We start from the raw sequence: 20,455 nt of genomic DNA on the forward strand, positions 1-20,455 counted from the left end.
GCTGCTCTTTTTGCTGCAGGAATTGAAGCTTTGAGGAGAAGAATGTTGCATCATGTGCAGGAACTAAAAAACCGCCAGCCCATTCAGGCCAGCGGAGATTGTAATCAATATAAGTGCATTAAACTACGAATGCTTCGTCTTCAATGAACTACCGTTGCTCCGGGAAGCTCAGCTTCAAGCGTCCGTTCCTCTTCGTGTACCCGCTCCACATGCTTGTGCGGAAGCTGACGGTTCATCTGGTCCAGAAGCTGCGATACCGGCATCAGTATCATCTTGGGTACCAGTTGGTCACTGCGTTCCTTAAGTCTTGCGCCGCCTGACGGATGAATCACACTCATGAGAATACTAAGGTAGAACTTGGTGCTGCTGGCGAACAGTCCGCTGGGCAGATCCAGTACGATGAAGCCGAACTTCTCCGGCCCGCGGTTGATCATGCTGACTCCGTAGAGCGCTTTGGCTTCAGCTAGCTCCACATCACCGCAAATCCGCTCGGCCAGCACCGGCAGATCCTTCTCCATCCGGCGGATCAGGCGGATCGCAAGCTGGGCAGTGGAACGGGAATGAACTCCCAGCTCGAATAGCTGCCTGTTATCGAAATGCAGCTCGATCACCTTGTCGCCCTTGCTTAAGGTCTCGCCATTATCCATGTGGACCGTTCTGCCCTGGTACTTGCGCAGCCGGTAATGCAGGAACGGGTCTTCCTGCGAGATTGTCTTGATCTGGAACAGCAGCTGAAAGAGCTTCTCCCAGCCCAGCCATAAACCGACAAGCAGCCGCTTGCCGAAGGACAAATGCGTGATCGGGGAGCGCTGCACCGCCTTGATCATCTCGTCAATCCGGACGCTGTGCAATCCGCGCCGCTCGGCCTCGGCCAACATCCGCTCCAGCGCAATCAGCATATGCTCCGGTGCATTCGGATCAGCGCCGATCGTCGTACCGCAGTCATGCAGCAGCAGCACCTCCCCCGGGCCGAGCTTCGCAATAAGCTTCTCGGTCAGCTTCTCCGCTCCAAGCTTCTCCTTCCAGTCGCCGAACATCGCCGACCACAGCACAATCTGCACCTGACGGCGTTTGGAGAAGTCGAACAGGTTCACGATTCCCCAAGGAGGACGGTAATACGTGCTGCGCTCGCCGGTAATGGAGAAGATGATCTCGTCCGTCCGGTCAATCTGCTTCCTCACCGTGGCGGGACGCATCAGCCAGTTCGTCTTGTGCACATAATTATGAATTCCGATCAAATGCCCTTCGTCATGCATTCGCTTGATGATCTCGGGGTGCTGCTCCGCGTGCGAGCCAACGACAAAAAAGGTCGCCTTCGCATCGTAGCGCTTAAGCAGATCGAGCAGCAACGGTGTATAATGCGGGTCTGGCCCGTCATCAAAGGTCAGGCCGTAATCCGTACGCCCAATTCCTTTACGGAAGACACGATAACCAAATAAACGGCTGATCATACCGGGAATAAAAGCATAAAAGGTTGAGATATAAAATAGCCAGAGCAGCAAAGTCTGCATGTACAATCACCGCTTTTCCAGAGTTGACTTTGGCTCGCCTTACGTCTGTTAGGAGATAGATGTGATACGGCCAAGTAGAGTGAGTAGAAGCGACAGCTTTAAAAAACATCACCTCCTAGTTTAACACAGCTGCCAAAGAAATAGACGTTTTTTATTAAAATCGTGTACAATGAGTTGAAGTACAGGTTACAAATTCATCTTCACAAAGGGGTCGTTTAAATCTATGCTGCCGCTGTACAGAAAATATTGGCGCACCTTTTTCGACATTGGGCTGCTCGTTCTAACCGTATATTTAGTGATGCTTGGCTTCAGTAAATTGTACCAGCTGGCTGCGCCGGTGTTCCTGTCCTTTTTTGTATTTCTGCTGATTGAGCCGCTGGCCCGCTTCCTGAACCGCAAGGGAATGGCCAAGCCCTTCGCCTCCGCGATCTCCGTGGTGCTCTTCCTGGTCATTCTGCTGGGCGTCCTGTTCGGTGCCGGACTGCTGATTACGACCCAGGCGATTCACCTCCAGAATAATCTGCCCAAATATACATACGTGGTCCAGCAGCATTTCGCAGAGACTACGACCTATCTTCAGCACAAAATCGATTCGCTTCCATCCGATGTGACAGATAAGCTGAACGGTTATTTCACAGATGCCACCAATATTCTCTCGAAGTGGATGGTCGCCTTCTTCAAATATATGGTCGGAGTGCTTGGCTCTTTCTCTTCCTTTATGGCTAATTTCGGGATTGCGATCATTCTCGCCTTTTTCCTCAGCATGGAGATTAAGGACTGGCGCCGAATTGCCCACGAGAAGCTGCCCAAGACGTTCAAGACGGCCTACGCCTTCCTGCAGGGAAATGTATTCAAGGCTATCGGTTCTTATATCAAAGCACAGATGATCCTGATCAGCATCACCTTCGTCATTATTCTTGCTGGCCTGCTGATTCTTCGGACGGGCAATGTACTCACCATCGCGCTGGTCTGCGCCGTGGTCGATCTGCTGCCGCTGCTCGGGGTACCTGCGGTGCTGATCCCTTGGATCATCTATTTGTTCATTGTTGGAAATACTTCGCTTGCTATCGGGCTCATCGTTCTGCTGGCTGTAGTAATGGTGGTCAGACAGCTGCTGGAGCCCAAAATCACAGGGAATTCAATCGGTGTCTCCTCTGCCTTCCTGATGCTCTCCTTCGTGATTCTGTCCTCCTCCCTGTTCGGGATAGCAGGACTCATTCTGTCGCCGATTCTGCTGATTCTGCTCAAGGAGCTGCTCCAGCAGGGATATCTCCAGCAGTGGATCTATCTGCCGCAGGAGGAGTTCGTCGTCTCGCCCTTCGCGGCCTCGGGAACCTCTACGGCAGGCGCTCCCGTAAGCAGCAGTCCGGCCGGGAATGCCGAGTCTAATGCGCAGCCTGCCGGTCCAGGCCCTCAGGCCCCGGTTGATCCGCCTTCCAGCCCCGACAACAGCTCGAACACCTGACCGAACAGGCGGGTGGCGGCCTGCGGACTGTCTGGAGCCACATTCTCTATCGCCACAGACACCGCATATTTCGGATGGTCAACCGGACCATAGCCGATGAACCATTGATTGTTGCGCGGCGTGCCATGCACCAGCGTCTGGGCCGTGCCTGATTTGCCGGCGAGCGGCCAAGCGGCAGGCTTCAGCATCCGGCCTGTGCCCTCTGTGACTACGCTGCGCATCATGCCCAGCAGCACACGGGCAGTGGCCGGAGCGATCCGCCCCTCCGGCGCTGGCGCCAGATGTCCCGGAAGCTCCTTAAGCGTCTGTCCATTGGCAAAAGCAACCCGCTCCAGAATCCGCGGCGCTCTCACCTCACCGCCATGCAGCAGTGTGACGACCAGATTCGCCGCCTGCAGCGGAGTGATTCGCACATCGCGCTGGCCGATCGCCGTCTGGACTCTCGCCCCGCCGTCATCCGGCAGGAGCGTGGTGAAGATGGTTCCCGGCTGCTCTCCGGCCAGCGGCCGGAGCAGCGGCAGACCGAGCGTATTCTCCTCCTGCCACCCGATGCTCCGGCCCAGTCCAAGGGCAAGGGCGGTAGCTTGAAGCTTCAGACCGCTCAGCCGCTCGGCCAGCGTAGCAAATACAGTATTACAGGACACGGCGAACCCTTGCTTAAGCGTAAGGGCGCCGTGTCCTTTGCCGTGGGGACATGACAATCCGTATTTCCCATATGCTCCTGCACAGAAGAAAGGCTCCTCCGGTGTGGTCAGCCCGGCTTCAAGTGCGGCAGCGGCCGTAACAATTTTGAAGATGGAGCCCGGAGCGGCCGCTTGAAGAGCACGGTTGTTCCATTCTCCCCCTTGCGGTGAGACCTGCTGCGGATTGTAGAACGGCAAGGAGACCATCGCTGCGATATCACCGCTCCGGCTGTCCATTACCACAATAGCCCCTTCCTTCACCCCGGCTTCCGCCGCCAGCTGCTCAATGCTCTCCTGAAGCTTCAGATCAATTGTGGTATATAGTGACAGCGGATAATAGGGGTTACCCGGCGCCTTGACTGTGATCGGGCTTCCCGGAACCCGTTTGCCGCGCGCATCAACCTGGGCAACGGCCTCCGTGTGCCCCACGCCCTGCAGCAGCGGCTCCAGCGTCTTCTCCAGCCCGTCTGTGCCGGTTCTTGGAATTCTCAGCCCTGTAGGGGATTGAGTGACAGCTTCGCCTGAAGCTTCAGACAGATAACCGAGCCACTGTCGGCCGGATGCAGACCCGTTATATCTGCGGGCAAAAGGCAGCGCCCGGACACCTTCAATCGCAAGCGCCTCCACTTCTCTGGCCTGCGGCAGGGTCAGGGCCAGCGGCCCCGTGCCTTGGCCGGAAGGCCAGAGCAACGGCTCCTTCAGCCCCAGCCGTCTTGCCTGCAGCTGGCTGTAGCTGACGCCAAGAATCTCCGCCAGACGGTGAAGCTGCTGGTCATCGTTATATTCACCGGCACCATGATGCCGGTGAAGCTCTTCCTCCGGCGGGAACAGCGCAGCGGTCCAGACCGTCTCTCCAGCCAGCGCCCTTCCGTGTTTGTCATACAGCCGTCCTCTTCCGCTGTCCAGCACCGTCTCCCGCTCACTTTGCAGCTCTGCCATCTGAGCTACTGTGTAACGGGTGCCGCTTACTACACTATCCTTCAGCAGCAGTTGTACCCAGGCCAGCCTGATCATCAGGCCCGCCAGCAGCATACACAGGATCAGGCATCCCCAAAATATGCGTGTATGAATCAGCTTGTGCAAATTGCTATTCCTCCATCCAGTGGGCTGAAAAACCTTGGCTACTAGCAGCTCATCAGAATTAAAAGTGTGAGAATCACTTTAACTAATTGCTTGCTGAGGGTTAGCAGCGCCCCGATTAGGGTCCAAGGGGGAGGCTTAATTGCAATCTGTACAACTAAATCGCCGGATATGCCGCCGAATCTCTGTTTAGTTGTATTTCGTGCAATTAAAATGCCTCTATACCTGGATTTTCGCCCATTCGGGCAAATTTAGTTGTATGGAATACAGTTAGGAGAGGCAGGCCTTTCTTTTAACTGTTTTTAGTTGCACCGAATACACTTATCTCTCATGGTTCGTTACAAACTGAATATTTAGTTTAATCCATGGGGTTCTTTACTTGCTAAAGGTGACTTCCTTCCAGAATATGAGCTCCCTCGTTCGTTACACCGAGTCCTCCATTTTAAACCTGATGCTGTACTAGTATACCCAGCTCTAAAAGCAAAATAACCGCTTCCCATAAAGGAAAGCGGTCTGAAGAAGTTAGGCTCATACGTTGAACTTGGATAATCGCTCCCGCAGTCTGGAGGAGGCATTCTCCAGCTTACTGGAGAGGGTAACCAGATATTCGCTTACATTCTCCTGTTCTCCGGTAAGGGAGGCTACCTCTTCAGAGGCGGCCGAGGATTCTTCGGCGAATGAGCTGACATTACCTATCGTCTCTGACAGGACCTGCTGCGAGTGGTTCAGGCCGTCAATCGAAGAAGATACCGAATCCAGCCTGGTAATCAGCTGATGCATCTGCCCCTGTACACTGATGAAGATCTCACTGGTGTTCTGAACATAGTCCATCTGCTCTCCGAACAGCGGCGCAACCTCGGACAAGGCGTCTACCGTCTCATGCATATCCCGCATGATCCGGTCCGTGATCTCGCCCACCACGGCAATGGAACGCTTGGACTGCTCCGCCAGCTGGCGGATTTCATCGGCGACAACCGTGAAGCCCTTGCCCGCTTCGCCTGCCCGCGCCGCTTCAATAGTGGCGTTCAGCGACAGGATATTGGTCTGCTGGGTGATGCTCTGCATGACCTCCAGCACCTGAATGACCGATGAGGCGGTATCCTTAAGCTCATTCACCTTAAGGACCAGCTTGCCTGTCCTGTCGCCAGTCTCTTGCGTTCTGCCCAGCAGCTCCTGCAGCTTGACTACCCCTTCCGCACTGGCTTGCTCCACGCTATGCGCAGTTCCGCCAATCTCATGGGCTACTGCAATGACAGCTTCCATCTTCTCCGAGATCTGAGCCGTCATCTCATTACCCCGGTCCGCCTCCAGTGAGAGGCTGCCGGCACCGCCGGCAATCTCTTCCGTGGCTGCGGCAATATCCTTCGCTGCCACCGCTGTGTCCCGCGAGGCATTGCCAAGGGCTTCCGCTGCTTCCGTAACCTCACGCGCGGTCTCATTGGTGTGGACGACCAGCTCTGTAATCTGCTCCATCATCAGGTTGAAGGAGCCGGACAGCTGGCCTATCTCATCACGGGTGACGACATCGGTGCGTACGCGCAGATCCCCATCTGCCCCCTTGACCATCAGATCCCGCAGACGTGAGAGCGGACTTGAGACCATCCGTACCATCCAGAGTCCTATCAGTACGGCAACGGCAGCAGCGGCGGCCACCGCTATGTAGGTCGTGTTAAGGATGCGTCCCGCATCCCTGGTCAGATTGCCGGAAGGCACCACACCGAGCAGTCTCCAGCCGGAGGTATGCAGCGTACCGTAGACCGCAAGAATGGATTTGCCCTTCTCATCCTTGGTCGGCAGGGAGCCGGAGGTGTCGCTTAATCCCTTGAACAGGGTTCCCCCCAGGCGCAGATAGGTGTCCGTCTCCTCTTGCTGGGAAGAGGCAATCAGCTCATCTGTGGCAGTCAGCAACTGGATATAGGAACCCTGACCCAGATCAACCATTTTCAGCTGGCTGTCAAGCTCTGTACTCTTAATATCGCAGACCGCCAGATAACCGGTGTGACCCGCTTCCGCCGCCACAGACTTAGCGAAACGCACCACTCCTTCAGCCTCTCCCTGCTTCAACGCTTCGGTAATCCACCGGCTCTGCGGCTTCTCCTGCAGCTGCTTGTACCATGCTGCATCACGGATAGCCGCCAGGAAATCATTATCCACTTCACCAGCTCCGGCTGCGGGCAACGCTTCATCCAGCGGAACCAGATACACTGCCTGCACGCCGGGAACAGCCGAGAGCCATTGATCGAGCTCCCCGTTAATCGTCGTGGACAGCTCTGTACGCTTCGCAGGATCTGCGGCAGCAGGGCCTGCCAGTGCGACCGCCTGCTGAATATCCTCATTGTAGAACAGCTGACCCAGATTATCTTCATAGCGCAACAGGACGACATCCAGCTTCTCAGCCGTCTGCTCCACAGTCTGCTGATTAGCAGACAATGCATTGTTCTCAATCGTATGTCTGGCCACAGCGTAAGAAATATAACCCAGAGACAGCACAATTCCCATGGTCGCGATGAAAAAAACCAGAAAGAGCCGCATCCCCAGCGACTTGGAGGGATGCAGCCGAGAAAGAATAGAGGTACTCCGAACTGTTGACCTGCTCAAAAAACCACCGCCAGATTCTATGTATTCTTGGTATTCATGACCCTATTCATGATATACCATCAGCTCCTTGGTGGCTGTGATTTTGTTGTATGCGGCAAATGCCGCCGATGGCGGGCAGAGGATTCCGGCTTAGATTCTGCCAGGACCGGCATCATCGCCAACCTCTTCATGAGTCTCGATAACGTAATTGACGATTTCCTGGACAGTGGTGTAGGCAACGCCGACATAGGTGTCCGCAGCCCCGTAATAGATGGCAATCCGGCCGGTATCCGCATCGCTCAGCGCAGCACAAGGGAAGAGTACATTGTTGACGAAGCCTCTTTCCTCATACCATTCTTCCGGGGTCAGCACGAAGTTCCGGGAGCGGTATTTCACTCTCGAAGGCTCATCTGCATCCAGAATCACAGCGCCCATGCTGTAGACGAGACCGTTGCAGGTCCCGGTAACCCCATGGTAGAACATCAGCCAGCCTTCCGAGGTCTCAATGGGCGCAGGTCCGCCGCCGATCTTGGTGCTCTGCCACCAGCCTTGTCCGCCCTTGGTCATAACATGCCGGTGTTTGCCCCAATACACGAAGTCCGGGCTCTCACTGAGGAAGACATCGCCGAACGGCGTATGTCCGCTGTCGCTTGGACGGGAGAGCATGACGAAATTGCCGCCTATTTTCTTCGGGAACAGTACACCGTTACGGTTGAACGGCAGGAACGGATTCTCCAGACTGACGAAGTGCTTGAAGTCCTGTGTCTTGGCAACGCCGATCGCTGCCCCGTAGAAATCCGTGCACCAGATGATGTAATACGTATCCTCCACCTTCACCAGACGGGGATCATATGCGTAACGCGGCATATACGGATGGCCCGCCTCGTCCTTGAATTGGATCGGCTGCTCATCAATAATCCAGTCCAAGCCGTCCGCGCTGCGGCCCATCCGCAGATGGGGGCGGGTCGTGTGATCCTCCACGCGGAAGACTCCCAGGAAGCTGCCCTCGTAAGCGATCACCGCGCTGTTGAAAATACGGGCGACCCCCTTCGCCGGATTGCGCTTGATCACCGGATTATCGCTATGTCTCCAGACCGGATTGTCATTCCCGGCAGGTCTGTCCTGCCAAGGCATATTCGGCAGACTTTGGCTGGCCGTCAGTTTAACTTCTCTCATAATAGAATCCCTCCAATGATAGTTGCAGCAGCCGCTGCGGTGGTGTGTTGCTCCCCGGTTTGCCGCTTTATTTGACCGACCCTTGGGCGAAGCCGTTATAAATGTATTTTTGCAGCGCTACGAACGCAATCAGCGTCGGAATGATGGCGATCATAATCGCGGCGCAGATAACCTCCCACTGGGAGCCGTAGGGTCCTTTGAATTTGAACAATGCGGTAGATACGACCTGCAGGCTGCTTTTTGGCATATACAGGAACGGGGTATAGAAGTCATTGTAGATATTAACACCCTTCACGATAATCACCGTCACAATGGCCGGACTCAGCAGCGGAAGAATGATTCTCCAGTAGATCGTCCAGTAGGAGGCACCATCCAGCATTGCGGATTCATCCAGCGATTCAGAGATCGAGTCCAGGAACTGCATGAAGATATAGACAGCGATAATATCGGTCCCCAGATACATCAGAATCGGCGCCCAGCGGGTATTGAACAAATCCAGAGCATTGATGATCTGAAAAGTCGCTACTTGCGTCGTTACTCCGGGAATCAGCGTAGCCAGCAGAAAAGCCCCCATCAGCGCCTTACTGCCTCTGAATTTGAAGCGGGCCAGAATATAAGCCATCATTGAACCGGTAAGCGTAGCGCCCGCAATGGAGATCAGGACGATAATAAGTGTGTTCATGAAGCCGAGCAGCATGTTTCCGTCTACGAAGGCTTTGGTGTAATTGGTGAAATTCAGCCAGTTCTCGGGCAGGGTCAGCGGACCGGTTGAAGCGTACTCAGCATTGGTCTTTAAGGAAGCGAAGAAGACAACGACAATCGGGATCAGCGCCATCAGCGCACCCAGCACCAGGGAGAGATATTTGAAGAAAGCCGCCACGTTGTATTTCAAAGTATGCATCGCTCTATTTCTCCTCCTTGATCAGAATGCGCTGCAGAATGGTAACCAGAACAACGATGCCCAGCAGTACTACAGCCATTGCCGAAGCCAGCCCCAGCTTGCTGTATTTGAAGGCCACATCGACGGTCTGGATGACAAAAGTGCCGCTGCCGTTGGAGCCGCCGGTCATCACGTACGGAATCTCAAACACACCGATCGCCCCGCTGACCGCAAGGATCAGATTGAGCTGCAGGATGCGCTTGATGCTTGGGATGATAATATGCCGGAACTGATGCCAGCGGTTAGCGCCGTCTATCTCCGAGGCTTCATAGATATCGCTGCCGATCGAGGAAATTGCGCCAAGGAAGATAATAAAGTTCATCCCCATATACCTCCATACCGAGGCAAAAGCGAGAGAGATGTTAATGAGCTGCGGATTCAGCAGCCATTTCTGTTGCAGCGCCCCGAGTCCAAGCAGATCAAGAATGGTATTAAGAGTGCCTTCCGGCTTGAAGAAGAACAGGAAGATGAACCCGATCGCCACACCGTTTAGCAAGGTCGGAAAGAACAGAATCCCCTTGAACCAGTTCTTCATCCGGACATTGAAGCTCAGAATCGTGGCAAAATAAAGCGCCAGCCCCATCTGGACAAAGGTGGCAAAAAAGTAATACAAGCTGACCTTGAATACGGCGAAGTACTCCGGCTTGGTAAAGATCGTCTTGTAGTTGTCAAAGCCGATATACTCCATATTTTTGCTTAGCCCGTTCCAGCTGGTGAAGCTGTACTGAAACATTTTAAACACAGGTAAATAGGAGAACGTCAGCAGCAGAACTACGGGTACTAGCGAAAATAAAAAGATGATCAAAATCCGTTGATTTTTATAGCTCATGTTAGACAATTTGGGCACTCTCCACACCTCCAGAAAACTTACTGCTCTTAAGTCCGCTTCCATCCCTGCAAAAGTGAAGGGGACTATGCCGTTACGGCATCTCCCCTTTCTTTTGTTCTTTAATTTACTTGGCAGTCACAATTTTGGCTCTGGCTGCTTTCCATTTATCATTCAGTTCTTTCATAATGTCATCATAGGATTGCTTGCGGTTGCCAATTGCCGCCTCGATGATTACTTTCTTGAAGTCAGGCTGCCAGAGACCGATTTCAGCTTCTTTATCAATGGCATCCACCCAGCCCTCTTCACCGGCTTTGGCTGGAGCAAGCGTGTCAAAGGTAATGTCAGTGCCTGCAAATTGCTTGAGAATTTCAGGCAATTCGGCTCCTTTTACCGGACTCATGCCCCCGCCTTCTGTAGTCGGGTAACCGGATTCATTGATGAACCAGTCTACCCAGGCTCTGGCGGCCTCTTTGTTTTTACTGTGAATGCTAACCCCCAGATTATAGTCGTCAGACAGAGGAACGAGGATCTTGTCGGCGTTGGTAGGGAATGGCATGAAGCCTATATCATCCGGGCTGGCAGCGAGCCCTTTGATCTGACCGATCGCCCAGGAGCCAAGCATCATGGTACCGATTTTACCGTTCGCCAGATCTGCCTTGGAGGATTCCCAGTCTGTTGTAGTAGGGTCCTCTTCAATCAGACCGTCTTTGGCCGCATCGTACATTACCTTGTACAGCTCGTAGTGCGGCTGGCCTGGAACGAAATTATCGTCGGAGGCCACCTGGCCGATGTTGACATATTCACGGTCTCCGGCAACGGTAGCCAGATCCGCTTCCCACTGGGTCAGCGTCCAGCCCGCAGCATAGTTCGTGTAGAGAGGGACGGCATCCGTCTTCTCCTTGATGCTCTTCAGTGCGGCGGAGAACTGGTCAAAGGTTCTTGGAACCTCGGTCACTCCGGCATCCTTGAAGACCTGCTTGTTGTAGATCACGCCGGAGAAATTAACCGTAATCGGAATGCCGTAGGAAATCCCGTCTACTGTCCGCTCTTCCAGGCCTGTATATTGCTGCTCCAGGTCAGACTTTTTACCCAGCGGCTCGAAAAAGTCCGGCAGATCCTTAATCGCTACGCTGGTTGGCAGCAGCAGAACATCCCCGTAATCACTGGTGCTCATGCGGATTTTGATCTGATCCTCATAGTTGGATAAGGCTTCGAAATTCACTTTGATATTCGGATATTTCTCATTGAACTTGGCGGCGTAGTCTTTGAACACGGTATCCACGATATCCGTCCGCTGTGTAATCACCGTAATATCACCCTTGAGATCCTTGGCGGCATCTCCCTCTGGAGCGGCTGTTGCCTCCGCAGTGGTACCTGTGTTGCTGCCTGCATTGGTTGCTGCCGCATTAGTGGCGTTATTGTTGTCAGATGCACAGCCGGAGAACAGCCCGGCCATCAGTGTCAGCGCTGCCAACCCGGTAACTGCTTTGGTTTTTTTTATCATATTTCTGACCCCTCTCTTCATTTAGAACGAAATAGATTAATAACAAAACAATAACAATACGATCCGTCATTCCAATAAACAGAACTTAAATCATCCTGTATTCACCTTGGATTCGTTATTGTTATCGCTTACATTGCAATTATAGACCGTATAACCCCTCAAAACGATGGTTTCAATTGCTTTTTCTAGTCTTCAATTTGTTATTTTTGTTATATAAAAAATACAATAAAGAAAAACACTGCTCAATCACCTCTGGGGAGGTGAAGGGCAGTGCAAATGTGTTCGTATCATTCTAAGAGACGCATATCATGATCTGTACCGGCCTTTATACTCCTTGGGCGTCATGCCGCACATCTTTTTGAACAGCTTATTGAAATAGACCGGATCACTGTAGCCGACTTTGTCAGCAATCTCATAATTCTTCAGGTCCGGATGATGGAGCAGCATCTTCTTGGCCTCCACAATGCGGATGCCGATCAGGTAGTCCGTAATGGTCTGCCCTGTCTTATGCCTGAACAGCCTGCTGATATAACTCGCATTCATTCCCACGGCTTCAGCCAGCCGCTCAAGCTCGAAATTAAGCCCGTATTCCAGTTGAAGAATACTCTTCATCTGCTCTACCACATAATGCTCCCCGCCTTCAGAAGGCTGATGCGGTACTTCATCCGGGAGAGCAGCCGCAGGCGTCTGCTTAGTCGCTTCTACGCTTTTGAGCAGATCATATAATTGGGCCTTATCGATCGGCTTAAGCAAATAATCAAGCACACCGAAGCGCATCGCCTTACGGGCGTAGTCGAATTCACTGAAGCCGCTCAGTACAGCTATTGGCAGCTGCTTGAGATGCGCTCTCGCCTCTTCAATCAGCTTGAATCCATCCATTCTTGGCATCTTGATATCTGTAATAAGAAGATCGATCTCTTCCAGGCTTAGCTCCTGCAGATGGTTCCAGGCCTCAAGCCCGTTGCCGTATGAGCCGATTACCCTAACTTCCACATCCATTCTGGAAGCAATCTTCTCAAGCCCGCGGCGGATCACTTCCTCATCATCCGCAATCATGATCCGGATTACCACCTTATCGCCCCCGTCATTTGATCCGCTATGATAGCGTTATCAATAATTATAAACTTTACAGATCCAATAGAAAATGTGTCCATATCCACTTTTATAGTCTTCAATTTACTTCATCCATTTCCCGCTTGAATTCCAGCCCGAAAAGGGTTATAACATGGTTATATATAGTTATTATTATACACTAACATAATAATAACAATTATAAAAAAGACAACTCCCATACCAGCAAGCAATATTAAGGAGTGAACAGAACAGGATGAACAATGCAACCGAAGTGTGGCGCACCCGGCTGGAAGCTGAGCTGTTAGACAACATTCTCGGCTTCTGGATGAAGCAGACCATCGACGAAACTCATGGCGGCTTTATCGGTGAGATGAACAACCAGCTGCAGGTGATACCCGGTGCAGACAAAAGCCTTGTACTGAATGCACGGATTCTCTGGACATTTGCAAGTGCTTACAGAATCTATGGAACGGCAGAATATTTGACTATGGCGGAACGCGCCTATGATTATCTCATTCAGTATTTCACAGATCCCGAATTTGGCGGATTCTTCTGGATGGTGGATGAGCACGGCGCTGCTTCCCAGCCTAAGAAGCAAATCTACGGACTCGCTTTTGTCATCTATGCCTTGGCTGAGTACCATCATGCCACCGGCCGGAAAGACGTCCTGCGCCAAGCAACCCAATTGTTCCATTTGATTGAGAAGTACGGTTATGACCCTCTTCACACAGGGTATATCGAAGCCTTGTCACGGGAGTGGGAGATGACCGACTCCCTAAGCCTCAGTTCGAAGGATATGAATGAGAAGAAATCCATGAATACGCATCTGCATGTACTGGAAGGGTACACCGGCTTGTACCGGGTGTGGAAGTCAGAGCTTCTTCGTAACAAGCTAGCTGAGCTGATCGAAACCATGCTGGAGCATATTCTGGATTCGGACGGCAAGCACTTCCATCTGTTCATGGATGAAGAGTGGCGGGTGAAGTCAGAGCTTATCTCCTTCGGCCACGACATAGAAGGAAGCTGGCTGCTCTATGAAGCTGCGGAGACCCTTGGGGACGAGGAGCTGCTTGGGCGTGTGCGCAAGGCATCCCTGTCGATGGCCGAAGCTGCGCTGGCAGAGGGGATTGAAGTGGATGGCGGAATCTGGAATGAGGCCGATCGTAGCGGCTTCATCGATAAAGCCCATGAGTCCAGGGACTGGTGGCCGCAGGCTGAAGCCATGGTCGGATTCTACAATGCGTATCAGTTAACCGGAGATTCGCGGTTCCTGGAAGCCGCTGAGAACTCATGGAGCTTCACAGAGAAATATATTATTGATCATAAGCTGGGCGAGTGGCACTGGGGTGTAGATGAATCCCTGCAGCCGCTGGTTCATACTCCCAAGGTGAGCGCCTGGAAATGTCCCTATCATAACAGCCGGGCCTGCTTCGAGATGATTAGACGGCTTGGCGAACCATTACATGTAGAGGAGATTATTTAATGAGCACAATCTTTGAACAACGGAAGCAGGCGTTGACGCAGCGCTATGAAGCTCTCATCGGCCGCACCAATGAGAAGCTGCCTTACGGCAACGGTATTTATGACCGCTACAAGTATCCCCTGCTCACTGCGGAGCACGCCCCCCTGATCTGGCGTTACGACTTCAATGAAGAGAGCAACCCTTATTTCGCAGAGAGAATCGGAGTGAACGGCGTATTCAATCCCGGCGCCATTGAGCTGAACGGCAAATTCTACATCATTGCCCGTGTGGAAGGCCATGACCGCAAATCCTTCTTCGCTGTTGCCGAGAGCAGCAGCGGGGTGGACGGCTTCCGCTTCTGGGATCACCCGGTAGTGCTTCCCGAGACCGCAGACCCGGATATTAACGTCTACGATATGCGCCTTGTGCAGCATGAAGACGGCTGGATCTACGGCCTGTTCTGCAGCGAACGTAAGGACCCAGACGCTCCCCCTGGTGATTTGTCCAGCGCAGTTGCCCAGTGCGGGATTGCCCGCACCAAGGATCTCAAGACCTGGGAGCGTCTCGCCGATCTTAAGACCGGCTCCGCCCAGCAGCGCAACGTGGTCCTGCATCCAGAGTTCGTTGACGGCAAGTATGCCTTCTACACGCGCCCGCAGGACGGGTTCATCGACGCCGGTTCCGGCGGCGGCATCAGCTGGGGCTTATCGGAGCAGATTGAGAACGCTGTTATCACCCGCGAGACGATTATAGACCAGCGCTACTACCATACCATCAAAGAAGTGAAGAACGGTCAAGGCCCGGCCCCGGTCAGAACTCCACTCGGCTGGCTGCACATCGCCCATGGTGTCCGGGGCACCGCTGCCGGACTGCGCTATGTGCTGTATGCCTTCTTGTCTGATCTTGCAGAGCCTAACCGCGTAACTCATGCCCCAGGCGGGCATTTCATTGCTCCGGACGGCGAAGAACGCGTCGGCGATGTATCCAATGTTGTCTTCTGCAACGGTATAATCGCCCGTGACAACGGAGAGGTATTCATCTACTACGCTTCCTCCGATACCCGTATCCATGTAGCCACCACTACCATAGATCAACTGCTGGATTATGTCATGAATACTCCTGAAGATCCGCTTCGTTCCTATGCTTGCGTACAGCAGCGTATCGCTTTGATCGAACGGAACCTGCAATTGAAATAACGCAAACAAGCGGAAACGGTACCGTCCTCTAAAAGGACGGTACCGTTTTCGCGAGAAATAGAAGGAAAAGTTATCGTGTGCAACATATAAATTCTTATATTTAAGCTAAAGCTCCGCTTTGTGGGGTTATTTTGCTGTTTCAAGCCCGGGGATTTCCCACAGAGTCGCGATGGACGATATCTGCGGAGATCAGAATTTTCTCCAGCGGTACAGCGGGATTCTGGATACGGTTCAGCAGCTTCTCTACAGCTGCCCGGCCCATAGCCTCCTTAGGAACATGCACGGTTGTAAGCGGAGTAACCCCCCGCAGGGAATCCTCGATATTGTCAAAGCCTGTGACCGAAATATCAGCGGGAATAGCAAGCCCGGCTTCCCGCAACACTTCGCTAACAGCAAGAGCGGTGAAGTCGTTCGCGCATACGAGCGCAGTAGGCAAGGTATCCGACTCTTGTCGTGCGGCGACCCAGCGTCTGAATTCTTCACGGAGCGCTTCGTCATACATCCCTTCCAGCAGCAGCTCATCATCGATAGCGGGGGGCTTCAGCTGACTCTCCTCCAGCGCGCTGCGGAACCCGATCCAGCGGTCACGGAAGCTGCGGGAGTAACGGATGCTGCCGACAAAGTGAAATAGCGTATGTCCGGTGCCAATCAGATGATTGACGAGCCGGGTCATCGAATCGATGTTATTCGCAAATACCGTATCACACGGAATTAAAGCATCCTCATGGTCGATCATGACCAGCGGAAGCCCGATCCGATGCACTTCTAGCAGCAGTGAGGTGGAGATCTGCCCAACTCCGATCAGACCGAGCAGGCCGTCCGGATTAAGGACATTTACGAAATTATCGGCCCGGTGCTCTGAGATGATCACCATGCCCAGCCCCTCCTGATCCAGCGCCAGCGCAATGCCATCTACGATTTTGCCCCAATATAGTGAATCCTGGGTCTGAGAGCGGATATTGGGCATCAGCACCAGCACGGACTGCTTATTGCGGTCTTGCTCTCCAGACAGAGAACGGCGCTTGGGACTTTGCACATAGGCGTTTTTTTGGGTGAAATATCCAAGCTGAGAGGCGGCTTGAATCACCCGCTCACGGGTGGTCTCATTGACCCCCTCCTTGCCGGAGAGCGATTTGGATACGACGAACTTGGAGACCCCAAGATGATCGGCTATTTTTTGCATCGTTACTTTTTTGGCCACAACACTACCTCCAGAATTTGATCTTGCTTACTGCGCAGCCCCCGGCGGTTACGGGACAGACTGCTGACTCATGCGCGCTTCCTTCCATTTCGCATTCAACTGGTCAAAGGACTTCTGCAGATCCGGTGCCGCGAGCACATCCTGAATATAATCGCCCGACCAGAAGCTCAGCTTCGTCCGGTTCGCCAGATCAATGAAAGCATCCGTCTGCACCGTAGCCTCAACCAGCTTTGGGTGATAGGAGAGGAACTCGCTGTATTGCTGTAAAGCGGGTTGGTGCGAACCCTTCGCCGGAAGAAATCCCCAATCTCTCGCATACGACGTTTCTGTAATGAAATACTCCAGCCAAGCCATCGCAAGCTCTTTATTGCGGCTGTACCTGCTAACCCCCATGAACCAGTCGGGATTCAGCGCAGCATAGTGGACCTGGTGATTATCATAGGGAAAAGGAAAGAAGCCGATATCCTCCGGTGAAGCACCTGCATCCATAATCTGCCGGATGGTCCAGTTCCCCTGGAGATACATGCCCGCTTCTCCTCTGGCCAGCCTGGCTTTGGAGATCTCCCAGCTGTTGGAGAATAGTTGTTCCTCGACATAGCCCTTGGCCAGCATCGTCCTGGCAATTCCCAGAGCCTGCCCCCATTCGTTACCAATCTGCCAAGGGCTGTCCTCATGGACCATATCATTCAAATAATCAGGGTTACCCGTCATATAATTAACCAGGTTATTGCCCCACTCCCGCAGCGGCCAGACTGCCCCGTAATTCATATACAGCGGGATAATGCCCGCCTGCTTCAGCTTGGCACAGGCCGCGTAGAACTCATCCAGCGTCTGCGGTACCTGCTCAATTCCCGCCTGCTCAAAAGCCTTTTTGTTGTAGACGATTCCGCTCGTAGTCGTACCTGTAGACAGACCGTATCGCTTGCCGCCAAAGGTTGCAAAGGTCGTGAATCGCTCCTGCGCCGCCAGCTCCCCGCTCAAAGGCTCGAAGAAAAGCTCCAGCTCCTTCGCAGGCAGATTGACCGGCAGCAACAGCACATCCCCTGTATCCTTGGTGGACAAGCGGACCAGGATATCCGTCGCATAGTTAGACAGCCCCTCGAATTCCACATGCGCCTCAGGATACCGCTTCCTGAATTCATCCGCGTAGTCCCTGAAGGTCCCATTCTCAATCAGGTCAATCCGGTTCGTCAGCATCACAATGGTCCCGGACAGCCCGGAAGCCGCTTCCTCTCCGGCAGAAGCCGCCGGGACCGATGCCGGCCCTCTACTGCTCCAGCTGCTACAGCCGCTTGCCAGCAGGAGCAGCATTAGCAGCAGTACAGCATACACCGGAAAGCGTACAATCCTCCATTTCAAGCTCATTCCTCCTTAAAAGGATCTTCCCTTCCATTCCCGGCGGCAAGCCCCGGCAGCGGTAATGACAAGATTACATCCGTCCCCTCGCCCGGCTTGCTGAACACCTCAATCCCATAGGCCGGACCGTAATGAAGCTGAAGGCGCTGGTGTACATTGGCCATGCCAATCCCTCCATTAATGCTCTTCTTCGGGGGGAGCTCGTGCCGGAGCCGCTCCCTTAGCTTATCTAGTGTAACCTGATCCATTCCGCAGCCGTTATCACGGATATGGAACAGAAGCTTCTGCTCTGTATACTCACACTTGATGCTCAGCTGCATCCGGGATTTGGTATCATCCAGCCCGTGATAAGCAGCATTCTCAATAATCGGCTGAAACACCAGCTTAATCATGGAATAGCTGTCAAGCGCCTCTGGAACATCAATCGTCAGCTCAAATCTGCCAGGATACCGGCTGCCCAGCAGCTCCACGTAGTTACGCACATAAAGCAGCTCTTGCTTCATCGTCGCCCAGCCGCTCAAGTCACTGGTGCTGTAGCGCAGAAGCTTCCCCAGAATGGAGATCATGTCAGCGGCTTCCACATCATCATTAATCTCTGCGGTCATCCGGATGGTTTCAAGCGTGTTATAGATAAAATGCGGATTGATCTGGCTCTGAAGCGCCTGCAGCTCCGCCTCCTTCTTCTGCTCCTCAATCTGGTAAATATCCTGAATCAATTGACGAATACGGGCCAGCATCCGGTTGAATTGATGCCCCAGGAGACCAATCTCGTCACGGCGTTTAATGAGGAAGGTCACATCAAGGTCGCCGTTCTGTACCTTTTTCATAAGCTGGATCATCTGGGTCAGCGGCTTGGTCAGGGCAAACGACAGAATAAGCGAGATGATCAGGGCCAGCACAATGATGATTAGAGTAGCACCTATAGTTGCATTGCGGGTCAGCTTCACTCCACGGGTCAATTCGTCCACCGGTATGGAAATAATCACCTTCCAATTCGTCTTGGTTGAGCTTGAATAAATATTAAGCCGGTCTTTGCCGGATACGGTGTCATAAAAGCTCCCGGAGCTCCCTTCCGCAGCACGGAATAAGGAGGACCGGGAAATATCCGCAGTCAGCAGCTTCTGCTCACTGTCATAGATGACTTTGCCCGCTTGATCCACAAGGATAGATTTCCCCCGGGTCACCTTGTCCAGCTCCGCCACCTGATTCTCCAGATTACTGAAGTTAGCCTCCACTGCGATCAGGCCGGCTGGCTTCCATAGCCCGTCCAGAATGGGACGCACCACCGTAAAAGCATATCGGGTACTCTGCAAATTGCTTGTATATGCCTGTGTTCCCAGCAGGGTCGCTTCTCCGCCGGAGCCCTTTACCTGCTCGCTCCAGAACCTGTAGCTCTGCTGAAGATCCAGCCGGACTCCCCCATCCTTGGCAGAATAATAACCATTCCCGTAGGCGTCAAAAATATAGACCGAATTGGTACCCCGCTTAATATTGTTAATAAATGATATATTCTCTTCGATGCCGCGCTGAATGGACAGCAGGAGATCCAAATCACCAGGAGCCACCTGAGCCGTGTCCTGCTTGCCTTCCATCATCTGCTTTTGCTCATAATAGCGGTTCGAGCGGATCAGGTTCTGCTTAATCTCATTGACGTAAGCGGGCATGGAAGAAATCCGTTTCATATCTTCTATGTAATCATCGATGGAATCCATCATTTGATCAATCAGCTTCTCGGAATAGGCGATCGTGTTCGCCTGTATGGATTCGGAATAGCTCTTGAAGCTGATCACACTGATGAAGGACAGCGGGAGCGTAATAATGACCAGAAATACCAGGAACAGCTTGCGCTCCATGGACATGTCCTCGATATAAGACCACCAGTTGTGATTGCGTGCTGCTCTCATTCGGCCTTCTCCCAGGTTCAAATTACATAACTAATCCAGCAAACAACAATAACAAAACCCTAACAAAACCATTATACGCATTCGCTTAAGGATGTACAAGGAAGGAGGTACTGTCAGAAGAAAATAAGTTTCTATTTCTATTATATTTTCAAGTTCAATCTATAAAGGCTGAGAATAAAGTATTAGACTGACGATGTTTCTTTAAGCCAACGGGCAGGAAAGTTGGTGGCTCCCTTGAACAAAAAAGGTAATTTAATAATTAGCCGTATTCACTAAGCATCTGTGGTACGATGCTTGCGACGCATAGTAAACCGATGAGACAGACCATCTAATGGATAAAATCACCCTGCGACTGAAGGAATCTGGTGCCTTCTCTCAGCGGTCACTTGTAAGGAGTAGTATTGTTGGTCGAGTAGGCGGGGCCTTTCCTTCGTGGATTGTGCCCCTACCCCTCACAGATCCGTACGTGCGCAATTTACGCATACGGCTCTTCACCC

The 20,455-nt window shown here is 52.7% G+C and carries 15 protein-coding genes; 3 read left to right on the forward strand and 12 right to left on the reverse strand.

The annotated features are described in order from the left end of the window. Positions 1-140: 140 nt before the first annotated feature. Positions 141-1,511, reverse strand: coding sequence for a polysaccharide deacetylase family protein (locus J2Z70_RS27500; RefSeq protein WP_036722582.1), 1,371 nt, complete (start codon positions 1,509-1,511; stop codon positions 141-143). 223 nt (positions 1,512-1,734) lie between these two features. Here J2Z70_RS27500 and J2Z70_RS27505 point away from each other — a divergent pair, with 223 nt between their 5' ends. Continuing rightward, positions 1,735-2,976 carry an AI-2E family transporter gene (locus tag J2Z70_RS27505; RefSeq protein ID WP_209878435.1) on the forward strand — a complete coding sequence of 414 codons (1,242 nt, stop codon included), beginning with the start codon at positions 1,735-1,737 and terminating at the stop codon, positions 2,974-2,976. Here J2Z70_RS27505 and J2Z70_RS27510 read toward each other — a convergent pair. From J2Z70_RS27510 to J2Z70_RS27545, 8 genes are all read right to left on the reverse strand, one after another. Further along, a complete protein-coding gene (locus J2Z70_RS27510; protein ID WP_209878438.1) occupies positions 2,925-4,742 on the reverse strand; it encodes a peptidoglycan D,D-transpeptidase FtsI family protein in 1,818 nt (605 codons plus the stop codon). The two genes, J2Z70_RS27505 and J2Z70_RS27510, sit on opposite strands and share 52 nt — an antisense overlap. A 525-nt stretch (positions 4,743-5,267) precedes the next feature. Further along, positions 5,268-7,238, reverse strand: a complete 1,971-nt coding sequence (locus tag J2Z70_RS27515; RefSeq protein WP_209878440.1) for a methyl-accepting chemotaxis protein — start codon at positions 7,236-7,238, stop codon at positions 5,268-5,270. Positions 7,239-7,379: 141 nt separating this feature from the next. Further along, a complete protein-coding gene (locus J2Z70_RS27520) occupies positions 7,380-7,460 on the reverse strand; it encodes an acetylxylan esterase (RefSeq protein ID WP_155991228.1) in 81 nt (26 codons plus the stop codon). Between the two features lie 6 nt (positions 7,461-7,466). Further along, positions 7,467-8,492 carry a glycoside hydrolase family 130 protein gene (locus J2Z70_RS27525; protein WP_036722586.1) on the reverse strand — a complete coding sequence of 342 codons (1,026 nt, stop codon included), beginning with the start codon at positions 8,490-8,492 and terminating at the stop codon, positions 7,467-7,469. A gap of 67 nt (positions 8,493-8,559) precedes the next feature. Continuing rightward, complete coding sequence (locus tag J2Z70_RS27530) at positions 8,560-9,393, reverse strand: carbohydrate ABC transporter permease (RefSeq protein WP_036722587.1); 834 nt, start codon at positions 9,391-9,393, stop codon at positions 8,560-8,562. Positions 9,394-9,397: 4 nt separating this feature from the next. Beyond that, the gene (locus J2Z70_RS27535; protein WP_036722590.1) at positions 9,398-10,279 is read right to left on the reverse strand and encodes a carbohydrate ABC transporter permease; all 882 of its coding nucleotides are present in this window, start codon (positions 10,277-10,279) and stop codon (positions 9,398-9,400) included. A gap of 106 nt (positions 10,280-10,385) precedes the next feature. Then, on the reverse strand, positions 10,386-11,762 hold the full coding sequence (locus tag J2Z70_RS27540) for an ABC transporter substrate-binding protein (protein ID WP_425355132.1): 1,377 nt from the start codon (positions 11,760-11,762) through the stop codon (positions 10,386-10,388). Positions 11,763-12,071: 309 nt separating this feature from the next. Beyond that, positions 12,072-12,836, reverse strand: coding sequence for a response regulator (locus tag J2Z70_RS27545; protein ID WP_235191750.1), 765 nt, complete (start codon positions 12,834-12,836; stop codon positions 12,072-12,074). A 256-nt stretch (positions 12,837-13,092) separates the two neighbouring features. Here J2Z70_RS27545 and J2Z70_RS27550 point away from each other — a divergent pair, with 256 nt between their 5' ends. Then, on the forward strand, positions 13,093-14,322 hold the full coding sequence (locus J2Z70_RS27550) for an AGE family epimerase/isomerase (protein WP_209878444.1): 1,230 nt from the start codon (positions 13,093-13,095) through the stop codon (positions 14,320-14,322). Continuing rightward, positions 14,322-15,497 (forward strand): glycoside hydrolase family 130 protein, encoded by a 1,176-nt coding sequence (locus J2Z70_RS27555; protein WP_209878445.1) that lies wholly within the window; start codon positions 14,322-14,324, stop codon positions 15,495-15,497. Before J2Z70_RS27550 ends, J2Z70_RS27555 begins: the two co-directional genes overlap by 1 nt. 139 nt (positions 15,498-15,636) lie before the next feature. Here the strand turns inward: J2Z70_RS27555 and J2Z70_RS27560 are convergent, their stop codons facing one another. From J2Z70_RS27560 to J2Z70_RS27570, 3 genes are read right to left on the reverse strand one after another with little or no spacing between them, the layout of a single operon-like run. Then, entirely contained in the window at positions 15,637-16,698 is a 1,062-nt protein-coding gene (locus J2Z70_RS27560) for a LacI family DNA-binding transcriptional regulator (RefSeq protein ID WP_209878447.1), read from the reverse strand. A 48-nt stretch (positions 16,699-16,746) separates the two neighbouring features. Continuing rightward, entirely contained in the window at positions 16,747-18,057 is a 1,311-nt protein-coding gene (locus J2Z70_RS27565) for an ABC transporter substrate-binding protein (RefSeq protein WP_209878449.1), read from the reverse strand. A gap of 2 nt (positions 18,058-18,059) precedes the next feature. Beyond that, entirely contained in the window at positions 18,060-19,958 is a 1,899-nt protein-coding gene (locus tag J2Z70_RS27570; RefSeq protein WP_209878451.1) for a cache domain-containing sensor histidine kinase, read from the reverse strand. Between the last annotated feature and the right edge of the window lie 497 nt (positions 19,959-20,455).

Source organism: Paenibacillus silagei, assembly GCF_017874735.1.
Classification (GTDB): Bacteria; Bacillota; Bacilli; order Paenibacillales; family Paenibacillaceae; genus Paenibacillus_AQ; species Paenibacillus_AQ silagei.